This window comes from Jiella sp. M17.18 (assembly GCF_041027365.1).
Lineage (GTDB): Bacteria > Pseudomonadota > Alphaproteobacteria > Rhizobiales > Rhizobiaceae > VKMB-3413.
Map to the genome: position 1 here is coordinate 1 of NZ_JBFTEH010000009.1, position 18597 is coordinate 18597.

The window sequence follows — 18597 nt, forward strand, 5'->3', positions numbered from 1 at the left end:
ACGACTGAAGACCCTAAGAGGCCTCACGCCGTTCGAGCATGTCGTCCGATGCTGGACAGAAGAGCCCGAACGATTCACAAACGATCCGACCCATCACATACCGGGACTAAACAGGTATTATCCTTTTGCTTCAAGCCTCCGCCAGACGTCGGCCACATGAAGGGTCGTTGTTCCACCTCGCCGATGGTGTTGATTGGCGAGGGACCATGGCGCAGATCGGTGCGCCGACCCTTTGACCTCAATGGGCCGAGCGGGGTTGACCGTAGAACGCCCTGTGACAGAAGGGCTCAAGCAGCAACCCGCCGTCCCGTCGGCTCGACCGTCTTCATCAGCCGCTCCATGTTGCCGATGACCTTCTCGCGGATGTCCGGCCGCCACAGGGCGAAGGCAACGTTGGCCTCGATGAAGCCTTCCTTGGAGCCGCAGTCGAAGGTGCGGCCATGGAAGGGATAGGCCGCGAAGTCCTGGTTCTGCATGAGCTTGAACATGCCGTCGGTCAGCTGGATCTCGTTGCCGGCGCCCTTCTCCTGCGTCGACAGGATGTCGAAGATCTCCGGCTGCAGGATGTAGCGGCCCGAGATGTAGAAGTTCGACGGCGCGTCCTTCGGCTGCGGCTTCTCCACCATGCCGGTGACCTTGAAGCCGTTGGCGACGTCCTCGCCCTTGCCGACGATGCCGTATTTGTGAGTCTCGTTCGGATCGCAGGTCTCGACCGAGATGACGTTGCCGCCGGCGCTCTCGTAGAGCTTGACCATTTCGGCGAGGCAGCCGCGCTCGGCCTGCATGATCATGTCCGGCAGGAGCAGCGCGAAGGGCTCGTTGCCGACGAGGTCTCTGGCGCACCAGACCGCATGGCCGAGGCCGAGCGGCGCCTGCTGACGGGTGAAGCTTGCCGTGCCAGGGGTCGGCTGCAGCTCTTCGAGCAGCGCCAGCTCGGCCGTCTTGCCGCGCTCGGCCAGCGTGTCCGACAGCTCGACCTGGATGTCGAAATAGTCCTCGATGACGCCCTTGTTGCGGCCGGTCACGAAGATCAGGTGCTCGATCCCGGCCTCGCGCGCCTCGTCAACCACGTACTGGATCACCGGCCGGTCGACGACCGTCAGCATCTCCTTCGGGATTGCCTTGGTGGCCGGCAGGAAGCGGGTCCCGAGGCCGGCGACGGGGAAGACGGCTTTTCTGATTGGCTTCATGGTCGTGTCCCTTCTGAACACAAACGATGGAATGATGGTTTTGTCAGCACTTCCAGCGAATTGTGCAATTGTTGCGCTGGTCGGGCCACATCAGGTAGCGGTCGTTGGCAACTGCCCCGATCCCGAAGCGGGTGTCCTTCGTCGAACGTTTGGCATCCTGTGCGCGGAAGACGCGATCGGCCTCGTCGTACTGACCGAGCTTGAGATTGGTCCAGCCGCGCAGAATCTCAGCTCCGTAGGTCTTGCCCGAACGCGCCTCGCGCCGATCGAGCGTCGCGAGTGCGCCGCGATAGTCGCCTGCCTGGAACTGCCGGTTCGCCTCCTGCATCAACTTGTCCCCGCCGTTCGACCCACGCCTACGCGAAGCGCCAGCGGATCGCGAAGCCACGCGGTGAGAGACGCGCGCCGGCGGCTCGTAGGCCTTGAAGTCTGAGAGCGCCGCGAAACGGTCGCCGTACTTCGCCTTGATGTCCTTCAGCGCGCTCCGGTCGCGGGTACGCGCCGCCACCACGGCGAGGCCGACGACACCTTCCTCGCTCACCTTCCAGTCGACGGACTTCTGGAACCACTTGCGAGCTTCGGCCGGCTGCTCCTTGTCGAGAAGATACCAGCCGAAGGTCTGCGCACCGACGGCGGAGCGGATTTGATCGACGACGGCAGTGAACCGGTCGAGGTCTGCGGGCGCCATCTGCTTGGCTGCTTCCGAATCATTCAGCCGATCGGCGACGAGGTCGACATAGATTTTCGCGATGCCGTCCGACCGGCTGCGGTTGCGAAAGGCGAGATCCTCTGCGTCGGCGAGATTGCCGGAATTGCGGACGGCCAGGATGTAGCCTTCCAGATATTTGGGATTCTGATCGCTCTGCGAGGCGAGTTGGAACCAAGTCTGCGCGTTCTTGTAGTCTTCCCGGTTGTAGTAGAACCAGCCGAGCAGAGCTGCGTCCCCGGCGGCCCGGTTTGCCTGCACGAATCGCTCGAACACCGTCATCTCGTTGGGATCGACGACCTGCAAGCCGCCTTTGCCGGACAGGACCTCGCCGATCGCCGCCCGCAGCTTCTCGAAGCGCATGGAGGAAAATTCGTTGCCCCCCGATGCGTCGGGGTGGCCGAGAGCGATCAGGGCATCGATGCCCTTCTGCGGCAGGAGCGCCGCCGCCTTCTCCATCGTCGCCTTCCTCTCGGCAGGATTCGGGCAGTTGGTCAGGATGTAGCGATAGAGGTCGAAAGCCTGGGCGAAGTCGTTGGTCCGGGCGAAGGCTTCGCCGACCCGCCACAGAATATCCATCTCCGAACAGACGAGAAGCGTCGGGCGCGCATGCGCTGCAGCCAGCGTCGCCTGCCAGTCGCGCCGATCCGAAGCCGCCTTGATGGATGCCCGAGCGATGCCGTCGTCCAGCTTTGTCTGAAGGTCGGCGGAGGGACGGTAGTTCGAATCGGTCTTCTGCAGTTCGGCGATGCGCCGCTTTGCTTCATCCAGCCGTCCTGCCGTGTAGAGATCCCACAGTGGCTGTTCGTCGACCGTGCTCTTCGGCGAGAAGAGGTCCGCCGGCGGGTTCCAGGCGGGATAGAGCGCCTTCAGCCGGCGGATTTCCGCTCCGACGCGCTCCAGATTGCGCTGGGATGCGTAGTAGCGAAGCGCACTTTCGTCGACAGCGCCGCCCTTGCTCTGGTTGGCCTCACCTTCGCCGTGGCGGTCGAGGGCGAAGGGCGTGGCGTCGCTCCCCTGCGGTCTCGCCGCGGACGGAGTCGGCGCCGCGGATACGAACGGGTTGGACGCCTGCGGCTGAGCCACAGTCGGGACTGCCTGTGCCGGAGGTAGTTGGAAAGGATTCGCCGCCGCGGGGGCCGATGCGCTGACGTCTGGTGCCGTCGGCGATGCCGGCAAGCGCCCAATATCCGGATAAAGACTCTGAACCACGGCTTGCGCCGCGCTGGGCGCGGCTGGAGACAAGCCCGCCGCACCAGGCGAGGGCATGGAAGCCTCGCGCAAAACCGATCCAAAGAGCGGAGACTGGTCCTGCCATGCGCCCGCTTCGCCTGCCCATGCCAGCGTGGTGGAGAAGCAGGCGACGGTGATAAGGGCGCGGGTTGTCGTCAGAAGCATGTTGGGTACCTCTCGGCAAGGGCCATGAAGCTGAGGATGTGCAGCGTGCTGCCGTAATAAGCGGTGGGCTCGAACGGGTGTGCATCGGAGTGGGGTCCCGACGCCGATCGGCACGGTAAGCCACTGATCATGTTCGAGCGAGTGGAGTCATCGCGCGGAGCCGAATGACAAGCATCACCACGATGGGCACCTTCGATGCCGCTTCGAAGGCCGTTCCACACCATCACAACTGATGCAGTTGAGGAGCGAATTGGCGATTCCCGAGGGAGGTCGCCATGTCCAACGTCATTTCTCTGTCGTCGCTGATTCCGGCCGGGCTTACGGTCGAGCAATTTGAAGCCACGGTCGTGTCCCGCGAGGTGGTGTAGGAAGCGGCGTCCCTGACGTGGCCATCGCCCGCACGGAGGGTGCACAGTCGGTACGTTCGGCGTGTGGCGGACCTTCCGTCGGCAGGAAGGCCGGTGCGGCTGAGGTTGATCACGCGCCGGTTTCGGTGCGACGTTCGCACCTGCCGGCGCAAGATCTTCGCCGAGCGCTTTGGTGACGCTGTCCCGGAACGGGCGCGACGCACGGGCCGGATGGAGTGCATCGTCCATCATCTCGGGCTGGCGCTCGGCGGTCGTCCGGCCGCCAGCTTCGCCGAGCGACTGATGATGCCGGTCAGCAACGACACGCTGCTCCGGGTCGTCCGGCGCCAGGATGATGTCGCTTCCGCTGCTCTATGACGACCAACACCTGTCGCCGCACCTGTCGCCGTGAGGAAGAGGGTTATCGGAAACCCCTGCAAAAGCTGGTCGGAGTGGCAGGATTTGAACCTGCGACCCCCTCGTCCCGAACGAGGTGCGCTACCAGACTGCGCTACACTCCGTGACCATTGCGGCGCGGTATATAACGGGCCGGGGGAGAGGCCGCAAGCGATTCCTGACGAAAACCTATCGCTGGATCGCCTTCTGGGGCATCCGCATGGCCCGCGACTCAACACCAACTACATCGAGCCGCTGAAGTCGGTCTTCCTGGCCAAGCGCAAGGGCCGCTCGGCGCCCCCGCCAAGATCGCCTGCGGCAGCTGCCACGAGGGCAATGGACGCCGGCGGACAGAAGCCGACGGCCGGACCGCTGGAGAGGCACGACCGGACTGGACGGATGGTGGCTCGTCTTATCCCCCGCATCCCCTCCCCCGCATCCCCGATGGATGCGGGGGCGGCCGCCATCGCCGCCGGACGACCGGCGACCGACGACCGACGACCGACGACCGACGACCGACGACCGACGACCGACGACCGACGACCGACGATAAGCCTGGCATTGCTTCTCTTGCAGCGCAAGAAGATCCGGCGATGTTCTTGCTGCTCCGCAGCAACTTCAGCCGCGTCGGGAAACTTGATTCGAAAGTATTATAGCGAAAGCACGGCAGCTCGTAGACGATGCCGCTGGTTGTGCTGCCGGACGGGCTGGAGGAGACGCCCGCCGGACAGCCGACAGGCTGTGAGATCTGGGAGGATTTGCAATGCCGATCGACACCACGGGGTGGTCCCGTCGACGTCTTCTGAAGACCGGCGCCGCAGCCGGCGCGGGCCTCGCCCTGCCCTATTCCTTCGTGCGCGGCGCGTGGGCGCAGGACAAGGCCTTCTGCAACAATCCGACGGGAAGCACCGTCACGCTCGGCTTCAACGTCCCGCAGTCCGGCCCCTATGCCGACGAGGGCGCGGACGAGCTGCGGGCCTTCCAGCTGGCGGTCAAGCACCTCAACGGCGAGGGCGACGGCGGCCTCATCCCGCTCCTGAAGCCCTCCAGCCTGAAGGGCAACGGCATTCTCGGCAAGAAGGTCGCCTTCGTCACCGGCGACACGCAGACCAAGTCCGACGCCGCCCGCGCCGCAGCGAAGAAGATGATCGAGGCCGACAAGGTCATCATGATCTCCGGCGGCTCGTCCTCCGGCGTCGCGGTGGCGGTGCAGTCGCTGTGCCAGGATGCCGGCGTCGTCTACATGTGCGGCCTCACCCATTCCAACGACACCACCGGCAAGGACAAGCGGCGCTACGGCTTCCGCCACTTCTTCAACGCCTACATGTCGGGCGTCGCCCTGGGGCCGGTACTCGCCGAGCAGTACGGCAAGGACCGCAAGGCCTATCACCTGACCGCCGACTACACCTGGGGCTGGACCCAGGAGGAGTCGATGAAGAACGCCACCGAGAAGGAAGGCTGGAAGACCGTTCAGGCGGTCCGCACGCCGCTCGGCGCCGGCGACTTCTCGCAGTACCTGACCCCGGTGCTCAATTCCGGCGCGGACGTCCTGATCCTCAACCACTACGGCGGCGACATGGTCAACTCGCTGCGCCAGGCGGTGACGCAGTTCGACCTGCGCAACAAGCAGGTGAACGGCAAGCAGTTCCAGATCGTCGTGCCGCTGATCTCCGAATTGATGGCGGAAGGCGCGGGCGACGCGATCAAGGGCATCCTCGGCACCGCCAACTGGGACTGGAAGCTCGACAACGAGGCGTCGAAGACGCTGACCAAGTCCTTCGGCGAGGCCTATGGCCGCCCGCCCTCGCAGGCCGCCCAGACCTGCTACGCGCAGACGCTGCTCTACGCCAATGCGGTCGAGAAGGCCGGCACCTTCTATCCGCCGGAGATGATCAAGGCGCTCGAAGGCTTCGAGTTCGACGGCCTCGGCAACGGCCCGACGCTCTACCGCGCCGCCGATCACCAGTGCTTCAAGGACGTGCTGGTCGTGAAGGGCAAGGAGAAGCCGACGAACCAGTTCGATCTGCTGGAAGTCGTCAAGATCGTGCCGCGCGACACCGTCACCTACGATCCCTCGATCTTCGGCGGCGAACTCGGCCCCTACGAGGTCAAGGGCTGCGCGGCCTGACGCGGCGGCCGTAACCCGATCCGGCGCGGGCGGACGGCAGCGATGCCGCCCGCCCGCACCTTCAAGACAGGCTTCGGCGGGAGCGACACGACACCTCCATGGATGCGATCATCCTCCAGGTCCTCAACGGCCTCGACAAGGGCGGCGCCTATGCGCTGATCGCCCTCGGCCTGACCCTGATCTTCGGCACGCTCGGCGTGGTGAACTTCGCCCATGGCGCGCTGTTCATGCTCGGCGCCTTCTGCGCCGTCACCTTCGAGCGGATCCTGACCCTGTCGGAGCGGGTGCGTGATCCGAGCGTCACCTTCTTCGAGGCCTACAAGGAAGTGCCCTATTTGACGATCTGGTACGGCGACACCGGCCAGGCGATCGTCGACTGGGCCGTGCCGCTGTCGATCCTCCTGGCGATCCCCGTCATGCTGATCGCCGGCTTCGTCATGGAGCGGGGGCTGATCCGCTTCTTCTACAAGCGCAGCCATGCCGAGCAGATCCTCGTCACCTTCGGCCTCGCCATCGTGCTGCAGGAGATCGTCAAGTACTTCTTCGGCGCCAACCCGATCCCGCTGACGGCGCCGCCGGCGCTGACCGGCAGCGTCGACCTCGGGCAGTGGTTCGGCCTGACCGGGATCTCCTATCCGCTGTGGCGGATCATCTATTTCCTGTTCTCGCTCGTCGTCATCGCCGGCGTGTTCGCCTTCCTGCAGCTGACGACCTTCGGCATGGTCGTGCGCGCCGGCATGGCGGACCGGGAGACGGTCGGCCTCCTCGGCATCCACATCTCGCGCAAGTTCACCATCGTCTTCGCGATCGCGGCGACCGTCGCCGGCCTCGCGGGAGTGATGTACACGCCGATCCTCGCGCCGAACTACCATCTCGGCATGGAATTCCTGGTCCTGTCCTTCGTGGTCGTCGTCGTCGGCGGCATGGGCTCGCTGCCCGGCGCGGTCTTCGCCGGCTTCCTGCTCGGCATCCTGCAGTCCTTCGCCTCGATGACCGAGGTGAAGGCGATCGTGCCGGGCATCGACCAGATCATCATCTATCTCGTCGCCGTCGTCGTCCTGCTCGTGCGCCCGCGCGGGCTGATGGGCCGACGCGGCGTCATGGAGGCCTGACCCGATGAGCCGAGCGCTTCCGCAATCCGAGACGGCGCCGCGCGACCTGGCGCCGGCCTCGGCCGGGCCGAAGGCCGCTTCCGGCCGCGGCGGTCTTGCCGCCTCGACCGGCGGCGACCTTCTCTTCACCGCAATCTTCGCGCTGGCGATCCTGTCGATGCCGATCTGGCTCGCCCCGATCGGCGCCGGCTATCCCGACATCCTGCAGAAGTTCGCGATCTACGGGATCTTCGCGATCGGCTTCAACATCCTGTTCGGCTTCTCCGGCTACCTCTCCTTCGGCCATGCCGCCTTCCTCGGCGCCGGCTCCTACGCCGCGGTCTGGATGTTCAAGCTGTTGTCGATGAACGCCATTCCGGCAGTGCTCTTCGCGATCCTGATCGCCGCCGCCTTCTCGCTCGTCATCGGCTTCGTCAGCCTGCGGCGCTCCGGCATCTACTTCTCGATCCTGACGCTCGCCTTCGCGCAGATGTCCTACAACCTCGCCTATTCGGTGCTGACGCCGATCACCAACGGCGAGACCGGCCTGCAGATCTCGCGGGCCGATCCGCGCATCGTCGACCGCGCCTTCGGCACGGCCGGCGACGCGCTGCCGGCGCCGAACTTCTTCGGCATGGAACTGCAGGGCTGGCCGGGCTTCTACTTCTGCGCCGTCATCCTGATCCTCGCCTTCTTCCTGGCGGTGCGGATCAAGCACTCGACCTTCGGCATGATGCTGCTCGCCATCAAGTCGAACCAGAACCGCATGGCCTTCACCGGCTTCTCGACGCGGCCCTACCTGCTCGCCGCCTTCGTCGTCTCCGGCATGTATGCAGGTCTCGCCGGCGGCCTCCTGGCGATCACCGACCCGCTCGCGGGCGCCGACCGCATGCAGTGGACGGCCTCGGGCGAGGTGGTGCTGATGACCATCCTCGGCGGCGTCGGAACGCTGCTCGGCCCGGTCATCGGCGCGGCGGTGATGAAGTATCTCGAGCAGATCTTCTCGTCCTTCAACGAACATGTCCTCGCCCGCGCCTTCGACTTCCTGCCGCATTCGCTGCAGGACTTCATGGTAGCGATCACCAGCCCCTTCGTCGGCGAGGGCTGGCAGCTGACCCTCGGCCTGATGTTCATGATCGTCGTCATCTTCCTGCCCGGCGGCATCATGGAAGGCGTGCACCGCATCGGCGCGATCGCACGCCGGCCGAAACTCGCCGGCGAGAAGCAGATGCCGGACAGGCCTCACCCCGCCCGCACCGGCGCCAAGTGAGGAGCAGAGAGCATCAAGATGGACATTCTCTCGATCTCCGGCGTCGGCAAGCGCTTCGGCGGCCTGAAGGCGCTCGACAACGTCAACCTCAACGTCCGCAAGGGCACGGTCCACGCGATCATCGGGCCGAACGGGGCGGGCAAGTCGACCCTCCTCAACTGCCTCGTCGGCCGCATCACGCCGGACCAGGGGACCGTCGGCTTCGACGGTCGGTCTCTGCTCGGCCGCAAGCCGCACGAGATCAACCAGGCCGGGATCGCCCGGGTCTTCCAGACGCCGGAGATCTTCGGCGAACTGACCGTCCTCGAGAACGTCATGATCCCCGCCTTCGCCAGGACCGACGGCGCCTTCCGCATCAATGTCTGGAAGCGCGCCAGCGACCGCCACGCGGTGCGCGAGGAGGCCGAGCACATCCTCGACGACCTGAACCTCTGGGATCAGCGCGACCAGGTGGTGAATTCGATGTCGCGCGGCGACAAGCGCCGGCTGGAGCTCGCCATGTGCCTCGTCCAGCATCCGAAGCTCCTGCTGCTCGACGAGCCGACCGCCGGCATGTCGCGCGCTGACACCAACAACACGGTCGAGCTGCTGCAGAAGATCGCCGAGCGCGGCATCAGCAAGGTGATCATCGAACACGACATGCACGTGGTCTTCTCGCTCGCCGACACCGTCAGCGTCATGGCGCAGGGGACGGTGATCGCGGAAGGGACGCCGGCCGAGATCAAGGCCAATCCCAAGGTCCAGGAAGCCTATCTCGGCGGAGCCCATCTATGAGCGAGACGATCGTCCGGCACCCGGCCGCATCCGCGACAAAGCCGGCCTCCGTGGCAGGAACGGATGCCGCCGCGCCCTTCTTCGCCGCGCGCGACCTCCACGCCTATTACGGCGAGAGCTATATCGTGCAGGGCGTCTCCTTCGAGGTGCGCGAGGGGGAGATCCTGGCGCTGCTCGGCCGCAACGGCGCCGGCAAGACCTCGACCCTGCGCACCATCGCCCGTGCCGGCTCGCCCGAGCTGAAACGCGGCGAGATCTGGCTCGACGGCCATCCCTTGCACGAGATGCAGTCCTACCAGGCAGCGCGCGCCGGGCTGCAGCTCGTGCCCGAGGACCGGCGGATCATCCCCGGCCTCACCGTCGAGGAGAACCTGAAGCTCGCCCAGATCGAGCCGCCGAAGGGCTGGGAGATCGCCCGGATCTACGAGCATTTCCCCCGGCTCGCCGAACGCCGCAACCAGGAAGGCGTCACCATGTCCGGCGGCGAGCAGCAGATGCTGGCCGTCGCCCGCGCACTCGCCCGTGAGGTCAAGCTGCTCCTCCTCGACGAGCCCTATGAGGGCCTCGCGCCGGTCATCGTCCACGAGATCGAGCGGATCCTCGAGGAGATCAAGGAGATCGGCATCACCACGATCCTGGTCGAGCAGAACGCCATCGCCGCGCTCCACCTCGCCGACCGGGCGGTGATCCTCGACATGGGCGAAGTCGTCTTCGACGGCACCGCGCGGGAGATCATCGACAACAAGGAACTGCGCATGCAGTACCTCGCGGTCTGACGCAGCTCCAGGCCGGCCGGCGAGAGGGAGTGACTTCCGCCGTACGACCGGAAGGCCATCCGGCCGGCTGCCCGCGTCGCATTCCCGGCACGGCCTCAGGGGAGACGACTTGCGGGGAAGAGCGCACCACGCTCCCTATCCCACGGGAATCATTGGCAGACTGACGAGTTTTCTCGCGTCGTGTTCACCGTTTCTAAAAGCCCTTCGCGCTAAGGACACTGCTTGGCGCGGTTGATGCCGCGTCTTCGCGAGCCGACAGGCGGCGGTCCTCCTACGCCCGACCGGGTCTTCGTCGAGGGACCAACCTGCGCCGCATCCGCGAGGGCTGAATGACGGGCAAACGGTATCTCTCCTCTGCGATGGCCCTGGCGCTGCTGGCCGGGTCGGCCCTGCCGGCGGCCGCTGCCGATATCTGCCAGGGCTTCGGGCCGCAGTCGCCGCGCGACATCTCGAGCCTGTCCGGGCTGAACACGCACGCGGCGGGTGCGGCTCCGCCGGCCGAGACGATGAACCTTTGCAACATCAACGTGGTGACGAGCGCCGAGCACCGAGGCCCCGGTTTTTCGATCGCCGCCGGCAAGGGCGATCGTCCCGGCTTCAAGTGCAACGGCTTCGACCAGCTGACACCGGCGGAGCTGAAGGACCCGGAAGCCGGCCACGGCTCCTTCCAGGGCGTGAAGCCCGGCGACACGATCGAGGTGCACTGGGTCTACACCTCCTGCGCCGTCAAGCCGGGCCGAGGTCTCGGCGCCTGCTGGAACGCCACCTGCAGCAATCCTACGCTGCGCGTCGAGTCGCAGGTCTTCCTGCTGGTCAACGACCCGAAGGCGACGAACTTCCTCGACTACGTCTATCAGGGGCATATGGCGCGGGGGCTCGCCCAGCCCCGCGCCCTGCCGTCCGGCACCGGCAAGCCCGTGGTCTACGCCGGCTCGATGACCGGGCCGCAATATTCGGAGGCGATCTGTTCGCCGCTCCAGGCGACCTGGAGCGTGCGTCCGCAATGTGAGAAGCTGGACATCGAGTCGCTCGACAAATGGGCGCGCTACGGCAACGTCTTTCAGGAGGATCGCGCGCATGGCGTGCGCGCCCTGGTGAAGTCGCCCGCGCTGCTGTCGGAAATCCCGAAGGACGTCGCCGAAATGCGCTGGGACCTGCCGCTGCCGGTCAACTGATCATCCGGCGGCGACGCCCCCGCATGCCTCGACGCTGTCGGCGGCTGCCAGGGAGCCAGACGTCAGGGCTGCTTCATAGCCATCCTGTCCAGCCGGTCCTCCCAGTGCGTCAGGCCTTCGACGATGGCGTCGACATCCATCTCGATCTCGGCCCGCGCTGCGGCCATCAGCCGCCCTTCCCGGACATTGGCCGCAAGCTTGTCGCGCGCCGCCCGTTCGCGATCCCGGACGTCCTCGAGCAGGGCGTCGTCGGCGCTGGTGAAGCTGCCATTCTCCCGCAACGCCTCGACCGCCGCCCTGATGCGCGACCCGAGGTCCTCGAGGCGCTGGAAAATGTGCTCCGGTCTGGTTTCGGCCATGGTTCGCTCTCCCGGTCCTGCATGGGGTCCGCGAAGCTTGCGGCAGGCGCCGGCCGCCGGCCTTGCGCTCGATCAAGCGGCCGGCGCGACGTCTGCGCGACAGACGGCAAGAATGCCCCTGGCGTCTCCGACGGTCATTCCGCCGGCGCCGGATGGCCGGGCGCCGGTTCGCCGCGCCCGAAGCCGAGGCGCCGCCCGAAGCGGGAGACGCTCCGGCTGATCTTCTCGATGCCGATGTAGATCACCGGGGTGATGAACAGCGTCAGCACCTGGCTGACGATCAGGCCGCCGACGACGGCGACGCCGAGCGGCTGGCGCAGTTCCGAGCTGGACCCCGTTCCCATCGCCACCGGCAGGGCGCCGAGCAGGGCGCAGAAGGTGGTCATCATGATCGGCCGGAAGCGCCGCACCGCCGCCTGGTGGATGGCTTGCACCGGCGGCAGTCCCTCGCCGCGCTGCAGCTGCAGCGCCACGTCGATCATCATGATGGCGTTCTTCTTGACGATGCCGATCAGCATCAACAGGCCGATCAGCGCGATGATCGACAGGTCGAAGCCGAGGATCTTCAGCGAGAACAGCGCGCCGAAGGCCGCCGCCGGCAGGCCGGAGAGGATCGTCAGCGGGTGGGCGAAGCTCTCGTAGAGGACCCCGAGCACCACGTAGATGGTCAGGATCGCCGCGCCGATGAGGAGCGGCGTGTTGCCCGTCGCCTGCTGGAACACCTGCGCCGTGCCGCCATAGCTGGTCGTGACGTTCGCCGGCAGGTCGATCCGGCGCTCGATCGCGTCGACGGCGGCGGTGGCGGTCCCCAGCGAGACGCCGGCCGGCAGGTTGAACGAAGCCGTGACCGAGGTCAGCTGCCCCGTCTGGTTCACCGTCACCGGGCCGGCGGTGCGGGTGATGTCGGCGATCGCCGCCAGCGGCACCAGCGTGCCGTTCGCGGTCGGGACGTGGATCGAAGCGAGCGAGTTCTCGGTCCAGTCGAAGTTCGGATTGTACTCCAGGATCACGTCGTAGCTGTTGCCGGTCGACTGGATCTGCGTCGCGACATAGGTGCCGAAGCCGGCTTCCAGCGCCGAGCGGATCGACTGCGCGGAGATCCCCATCGCGTCCGCCTTCTGCCGGTCGATGTTCACCGTCGCCTGCAGGCCGTTCTCCTGCAGGTCGGAGGCGACGTCGACGAAGTGCGACGGGTCGGCGCGCATGGCGTCCTGGATCTTGGTCGACCATTGCCGCGCCGCGCCGGCGTCGAGCGACTGGACGACGAGCTGGTACTGGCTCTGCGTCGAGCGGCCGCCGAACCGGAGGCTCTGCTGCGGCGTGATGAAGCTCTTCAGCCCCGGCACGTTGCCGAGCGCACGGCGCAGCTGGCCGAGCGTCACCTCGAGCGGCGGCCGCTCGGCCTTCGGCTTCATCTGCACGAACATGCGGCCGGAATTGAACGAGGCGCCCCCGGGGCCGGAGCCGAGCGTCGACGTCACGTGCGCGATGGCGGGATTGGCCCTGACGATCGCCGCGGCCTCGGCCTGCAGCGTCTTCATGGCGTCGAAGGAAATGTCCTGGCGCGCCTGCGTGCCGACCATCAGGTTCCCGATGTCCTCCTGCGGGAAGAAGCTCTTCGGCAGGGTCTCGAACAGCCAGGCCGAGCCGACGACCGAGGCAAGGAAGACGAGGAAGATCCAGAACCTGTGGTTCAGGCACCAGCCGACGCTGCGATCATAGCCGCGCGTCACCCAGTCGAAGGCCCGCGTGAACGCCCCGGCGATGCCCCGCGTGGAGGCCTGCGAATGCGGCAGGCGCGCCGCCATCATCGGCGTCACGGTCAGCGACACGATCGCCGAGGACAGGATCGCCAGCGTCACCACCACGCCGAACTCATTCAGGACCCGGCCGACGACGCCGCCCATCAGGAGGATCGGCAGGAACACCGCGACGAGCGAAACCGACATCGACACGATGGTGCCCGAGACCTCGCGGCTGCCGATCAGCGCCGCCTCGAAGGGCGGGACACCCTCTTCCACATGCCGGACGATGTTCTCCAGCATGACGATCGCGTCGTCGACGACGAGGCCGACCGACAGCGTCAGGCCGAGCAGCGAGATGTTGTCGATGGAATAGCCGAGGACGTACATCGCGCCGAAGGTCGCGATCAGCGACAGCGGCACCGCGACCGTCGGAATCGCCGTCGCGGTCAGCCGCGCCAGGAACAGATAGATGACGAGGATGACGAGGCCGACGGTGATCGCCAGCGTCTCCTCGACGTCCGCGACGGCCGCCTTGATCGGGCCGGAGGCGTCGTTCATCACCGTGATATGCGTGCCGCCGGGAAGGTCCGCCTGGATTTCCGGCAGCTTCGCCCGGATCGCGTCGACGACGTCGACGGTGTTGGCGCCGGGCTGGCGCTGGACCGCGAGGACGATGGCCGGCGTGCCGTCCAGCCAGGCCCCCTGGTTCAGGTTGTCGATGCTGTCGCGGACATTGGCGACGTCCTCCAGCCGCACGACGTTACCGTTCGGCCGGGCGATCACCAGCGTCTTGAAGGCGTCGGCGTCGGTGCGCTGGGTCGGTGCGTTGATCGTCAGCGCCTGACTGCCGTTCTGCAGCGTACCGACCGGTGTCTGGTTGTTGGCGGCCGACAGCGCCGAGGAGACGGTCGCGAGCGTCAGTCCGCGACTCGCCAGCTTGTTCGGATCGACGTCCACCCGCACCGCATAGGTCTTGGAGCCGAAGACCTGCGCCTGCGCGACGCCGGAGATCGTGGACAGCGCCGGCGCGACGACGTTCTCGGCGATGTCGTCGAGCTTGGTCAGCGGCACCGAGTCGGTCGTCATGGCGAGGAGTGCCACCGGCGCGTCGGCCGGGTTGGTCTTGCGGTAGCTCGGCGGCGTCGTCAGATTGTCCGGCAGCTGCCGGGTCGCCCTCGCGATCGCGGCCTGCACATCCGCGGCCGCCGCGTCGATATTGCGCGACAGGACGAACTGGATGGTGATGTTCGTGCTGCCGAGCGAGGAGCTGGCGGTGATCGTGTCGACGCCGTCGATGGTCTCGAACTGCTTGATCAGCGGCGTCGCGACGGCGCTCGCCATCGTGTCCGGCGAGGCGCCGGCGAGCTGGGCCGAGACGTTGATCGTCGGGAAGTCCGCCTCGGGCAGCGCCGCGACCGGCAGGAGCCGATAGGCGAAGACGCCGGCGAGGATCACGCCGACGGCGAGAAGGATGGTCGCGACCGGCCGGCGGATGAAGATCTCGGATATGGTCACGACCGACCGCCGTTCTCGGCCAGCTTGTTCGACGCCGTCTTGCGCTTGTGTCCCGGCGCGGTGGCCGGTCCGCTTCCGCCGCCCGCGCCGGGCTCCACCACCTTCACCTGCGAGCCGTTCGACAGGTCGGCCTGACCCTCGGTGACGACCCTCTCGCCGGGCTTCAGGCCGGCCGACAGGCCGGCGACACCGCCGGACCGCATCGCGACGGTCACGCCGCGCATCTCGACCGTGTTGTCCGGCTTGACGACATAGACCATGGAGCCGTTCTCGCGCGGCGCCACCGCGACGCTCGGCACCAGCACGAGGCCGGTGCGGTCTCCGAGATGGACGTGGACGTTGAGCGACTGACCCGGCAGCAGCGCCTCGTCCACGTTGGCGATCTCGGCGCGCAGCCGGAAGGTCGCGGACTGCGCATCGACGGCATTGTCGATGAAGGTCACCTTGCCGACCGGATCCGCAGCGTCCGCCGGGGCCGCATCCGACGCCGCGCCTGGCGCGGCGGGGCCGGCGCTGGCGACGAGCGAGGCACCGTCGCCGGCCGCCGCAGCCGAACCTGCGTCGGGATCGTCGGCCGAGGCCACGGCGCCGGACGGCTCGTCCGACGATGCGAGCGGAGGGACGACGTTCACCATGAGCGTGCGGGCGCGATACGCCGCGCGCGCGGTCGGAAGCATAGTCTCGGGCAAGCTGAACTGGGCGTAGACCGGCTGCATCTCGGTGACGGTGACGATCGCCGTGCCCGGCTGGACCAGCGCACCGCGCGAGACCGACACCGCTCCCAGCCGCCCGTCGAAGGGCGCGCGGATCGCGGTATTCGACAACGTCACCGCGTCCGCCGCGATGGCGGCGCGGTCGACGCCGACGCTCGCCTGCGCCTGCTTGACAGCGGCGGCGGCGTCGTCGCCGGACTGCTTGGTGGAAGCGCCCGACTTCACCAGCCGGGCGATGCGATCGAGCGAGGCCTGATCGTTCTCGAGGATCGCCTGGTCGCGGTCGAGCGCCGCCTGGTCCTTTGCCATCGCCGCCTTCGCGGCGCGGTCGTCGAGCTGCACGATGAGATCGCCGGCCTTGACGCGCTGGCCGTTCCTGACGGCGATCGAGGCGACGATGCCGACCGACTGGCTGTTCAGCGTCGTCGAGGCGACCGGGACGACGCTGCCGATGGTGTCGAAGGTGATCGGCAGGCTGCCCGGCTTCGCCTCGGCGACCGTCACCGCCGTCGGCCCCTGGCCGTGGCCGCGCCCATGCGAGCCGCCGCCTCTCGAGGCCGCCTGCGATCCGTCGCCCTGCCCGGCGGCGGTGCCGGCGCCCTGGCCGGATTTCTCCGCGCCGACGAGGCCGGCGACCTGCTGCGGCAGATAGGGCGTCAGACGATCGCGCTCGACATAGGCGGCAATCGCCGCCGCGCAGAGGAGGACAAGCAGGATGCGTTTCATCTGTTCGGATCGGTCCGGAAAAGCCCAGAGGGCAGTGCTGCACTGCGATTAAGTGGAATTCGCGGCCGCCATCAAGACGAGATACAATTCTTTACATCCAACTTTAAAAGCAAATCTCGTCGCCTTGTCGATCTATACGAGGAGATCATACGTAAAAATTGGTGATCAAAAATATAAATCCAGATCGCGCCTTTATTGCCAACGACGGCGGCCCGTCGGTCATGGCAATTCGCGCCTGCCCGGCAGCTTCGGCCGGAGGCGCCCGACGGGATGTGCGGCGAAGATCATCGCAGGCTGCCGCGCGCCGATCGCATCGAGGGAGCGGGATGCGGAAATCCTTGGGACGCGGCCGATCTTCCGCGACGATATTGTCGGCCGCGGCCCTGAACAGATATCCGTGAACGCATGGCTCCAGCCGGGCACCGGATGGAAAGGACGTCCGCTGCCGGTGCGCCGCTAGCGGCCCTGCAGCACCGGCTCCAGCCGGTCCAGCGGCGCCGCCAGGGCGTTGAAGTGAAACGACAGCTCGCCGCGGTCCTGATACTCCACCGTGTCGTAGGAGATGAAGCGTCCGTTGGCCTCGAGGTCCGCGATCGCGGCATCGACGGCCGCGCGCTTGGCCTCCGCGTCGCGCATCCGCTTAGGTGCGAGGGTCTCCGCCGGCTTCAGGGCGCTGAGGATGGCGTCGATGCCGTCGACATTCCCGCGGATGTCCGCGAGATCGGTCTTGGAGTAGAGGTCCCGCCCCATCACGACCTGACCGGCGGCCAGTCGGTCGCAGATGCGCGCGGCGCTCTTCACCAGCATGCCCGGATCGAGTGGCAGCGCCTTCAGTTTCGCGCGCAGCGCCTTGACGTCGCCTTCCAGCGCCGCCACGACGGGCGCGAGCCCCTCGGTGCCGTTCCGGGCGAACAGGCCGTATTCGATGCGGTGGAAGCCGGAGAAATGCGGATCGGCAGCGTGCCTGTCGAAGGCCTCGGCCTCCGCATCGATCCGGGCCGTCAGTTCGGGAAAGCGCAGCGCCAGCGGCTCCAGGCGGTCATAGGGCAGCCGCGCGGCGAGGAACACGGTCCGCGCGTCGGCGAGGTTTCCCGCCACCACGGCCCGGCGGAGCTTTTCGAGCTCCCGCGAAAGGGACGCGCCCTCGCGGTCGAGATAGGTCCGGTATGCGGCGAGGGATCCGGCGAAGGCGCTTTCGATCCCGGCTTCGGCCGGTCGGTCACCCGAGGCCTTCGGGGCAACGGCATGGAGGATCCCCGCCTTGCCGGATGCCTCGCAGGCGAGGCCGTAGTCGCCGGGCCAGAGGGTGAGCGAGACCACCCGCGTCTCGCCCGGCGCGACATCCGCCGCCTCGGCGACGACGAGGCCGCCGGCCGATAGCCGCCAGCTTCGCGCCTGGCGCGCCCGGCTGACGACGGCAAAATCCTGCCGGCCGGCGGCCGCGGAGACTTCGTCCGGTTCGCAGCCGCCGTCGGCGGCAAGCGCGAAGGGAATCGCATCGTCCGGCACCTCGGGGCCCCCTGCGATGACGCCCGCCGCATAGAGGATCGCCAGCGCGGCGACCGCGAGGAGAAAGACGGCCGCGGCCGCGATCTGCAGCCGGCGTCGGCTGGCGTTGAACGGGCGGCGCGGCGCGTCGGGTTTCGGCATCTTCGATCGTCAGGCTTGCGGCGGCGACAGGTGGTCGGCCTCCGCGATAGCACCGCGATCCTCGCCGGAAGCTGGACCGGCCGGTCAGCCTTGCCGGGCGGGATCCTCGCCGGGCCAGGCCGCGAGGTGATCCTCGTAGTCCTCGAGTTCCAGCCCGACCTCGCTCACCGTCCGGTCACGCACGGAAATGCCGGCCTGGTGGACCGTCTCCGGATCGCCGGAGAGAAGGTGGTGCCACCAGTAGAGATCGCGCCCCTCCGCCAGCAGGCGATAGGCGCAGGTCGGCGGCAGCCAGGTGAGGCTGCGCACGGTGGCGGGATCGAGCGCCACGCAGTCGGGCACGCTCGCCTGGCGATCCTCATAGTCCGAGCAGCGGCAGGAATGGCCGTCGAGCAGCTGGCAGCCGACATTGGTCCAGGCGATCTCGCCGGTGTCCCAGTCCTCCAGCTTGTTCAGGCAGCACCGCCCGCAGCCGTCGCACAGCGACTCCCATTCGGCGGGCGACATTTCCTCCAGCGTCTTGGCTTGCCAAAACGGCCGCTGGGCTAGATCAGGACCGGGAGGAGAGGCTGGATCACGCATTCGGGAAATGTGGTTGCGCCTTCAGGACTTTTCCATGTTGCCGTCGTATAGCGGGA

The 18597-nt window shown here is 67.2% G+C and carries 14 protein-coding genes, 1 tRNA gene and 1 pseudogene; 8 read left to right on the top strand and 8 right to left on the bottom strand.

The annotated features are described in order from the left end of the window. Positions 1-287: 287 nt before the first annotated feature. Together galU and AB5S17_RS16525 are read right to left on the bottom strand one after the other, a co-directional pair. Positions 288-1190 carry a UTP--glucose-1-phosphate uridylyltransferase GalU gene (gene galU / locus AB5S17_RS16520; RefSeq protein WP_369241344.1) on the bottom strand — a complete coding sequence of 301 codons (903 nt, stop codon included), beginning with the start codon at positions 1188-1190 and terminating at the stop codon, positions 288-290. Positions 1191-1233: 43 nt separating this feature from the next. Further along, positions 1234-3294, bottom strand: a complete 2061-nt coding sequence (locus tag AB5S17_RS16525) for a hypothetical protein (protein ID WP_369241346.1) — start codon at positions 3292-3294, stop codon at positions 1234-1236. 392 nt (positions 3295-3686) lie between these two features. On the opposite strand from AB5S17_RS16525, the pseudogene AB5S17_RS16530 reads away from it, so the two are divergent. Then, a pseudogene (locus AB5S17_RS16530) lies at positions 3687-3989 on the top strand (transposase family protein); the annotation flags it as partial. 96 nt (positions 3990-4085) lie between these two features. Here the strand turns inward: AB5S17_RS16530 and AB5S17_RS16535 are convergent. Next, a tRNA-Pro gene (locus tag AB5S17_RS16535) sits at positions 4086-4162 on the bottom strand. Between the two features lie 638 nt (positions 4163-4800). On the opposite strand from AB5S17_RS16535, the gene AB5S17_RS16540 reads away from it, so the two are divergent. From AB5S17_RS16540 to AB5S17_RS16565, 6 genes are all read left to right on the top strand, one after another. Next, entirely contained in the window at positions 4801-6165 is a 1365-nt protein-coding gene (locus tag AB5S17_RS16540) for a substrate-binding protein (protein WP_369241348.1), read from the top strand. Positions 6166-6263: 98 nt separating this feature from the next. After that, on the top strand, positions 6264-7277 hold the full coding sequence (locus AB5S17_RS16545; RefSeq protein ID WP_369241350.1) for a branched-chain amino acid ABC transporter permease: 1014 nt from the start codon (positions 6264-6266) through the stop codon (positions 7275-7277). Between the two features lie 4 nt (positions 7278-7281). Next, entirely contained in the window at positions 7282-8526 is a 1245-nt protein-coding gene (locus tag AB5S17_RS16550; protein ID WP_369241352.1) for a branched-chain amino acid ABC transporter permease, read from the top strand. Between the two features lie 18 nt (positions 8527-8544). Next, positions 8545-9300, top strand: coding sequence for an ABC transporter ATP-binding protein (locus AB5S17_RS16555; protein WP_369241354.1), 756 nt, complete (start codon positions 8545-8547; stop codon positions 9298-9300). Continuing rightward, positions 9297-10076, top strand: a complete 780-nt coding sequence (locus AB5S17_RS16560) for an ABC transporter ATP-binding protein (RefSeq protein ID WP_369241356.1) — start codon at positions 9297-9299, stop codon at positions 10074-10076. The genes AB5S17_RS16555 and AB5S17_RS16560 overlap by 4 nt, the downstream gene beginning before the upstream one ends. A 329-nt stretch (positions 10077-10405) precedes the next feature. After that, positions 10406-11251, top strand: coding sequence for a delta-class carbonic anhydrase (locus tag AB5S17_RS16565; RefSeq protein ID WP_369241358.1), 846 nt, complete (start codon positions 10406-10408; stop codon positions 11249-11251). Positions 11252-11313: 62 nt separating this feature from the next. Here AB5S17_RS16565 and AB5S17_RS16570 read toward each other — a convergent pair whose 3' ends face one another. The 3 genes from AB5S17_RS16570 to AB5S17_RS16580 form a co-directional block, all read right to left on the bottom strand. Next, on the bottom strand, positions 11314-11610 hold the full coding sequence (locus tag AB5S17_RS16570) for a hypothetical protein (protein WP_369241360.1): 297 nt from the start codon (positions 11608-11610) through the stop codon (positions 11314-11316). A gap of 134 nt (positions 11611-11744) precedes the next feature. After that, positions 11745-14870: an efflux RND transporter permease subunit gene (locus AB5S17_RS16575; protein ID WP_369241362.1), complete on the bottom strand. Its 3126-nt coding sequence runs from the start codon at positions 14868-14870 to the stop codon at positions 11745-11747. Beyond that, a complete protein-coding gene (locus AB5S17_RS16580) occupies positions 14867-16309 on the bottom strand; it encodes an efflux RND transporter periplasmic adaptor subunit (protein ID WP_369241364.1) in 1443 nt (480 codons plus the stop codon). Before AB5S17_RS16580 ends, AB5S17_RS16575 begins: the two co-directional genes overlap by 4 nt. A 124-nt stretch (positions 16310-16433) precedes the next feature. Between AB5S17_RS16580 and AB5S17_RS16585 the strand changes: the two genes are divergently transcribed. Further along, positions 16434-16769 carry a hypothetical protein gene (locus AB5S17_RS16585; protein WP_369241366.1) on the top strand — a complete coding sequence of 112 codons (336 nt, stop codon included), beginning with the start codon at positions 16434-16436 and terminating at the stop codon, positions 16767-16769. On the opposite strand, the gene AB5S17_RS16590 is transcribed toward AB5S17_RS16585, so the two are convergent. Beyond that, the gene (locus AB5S17_RS16590; protein ID WP_369241368.1) at positions 16766-17959 is read right to left on the bottom strand and encodes an imelysin family protein; all 1194 of its coding nucleotides are present in this window, start codon (positions 17957-17959) and stop codon (positions 16766-16768) included. The two genes, AB5S17_RS16585 and AB5S17_RS16590, sit on opposite strands and share 4 nt — an antisense overlap. Positions 17960-18043: 84 nt before the next feature. Continuing rightward, positions 18044-18541, bottom strand: coding sequence for a YcgN family cysteine cluster protein (locus AB5S17_RS16595; protein WP_369241370.1), 498 nt, complete (start codon positions 18539-18541; stop codon positions 18044-18046). Between the last annotated feature and the right edge of the window lie 56 nt (positions 18542-18597).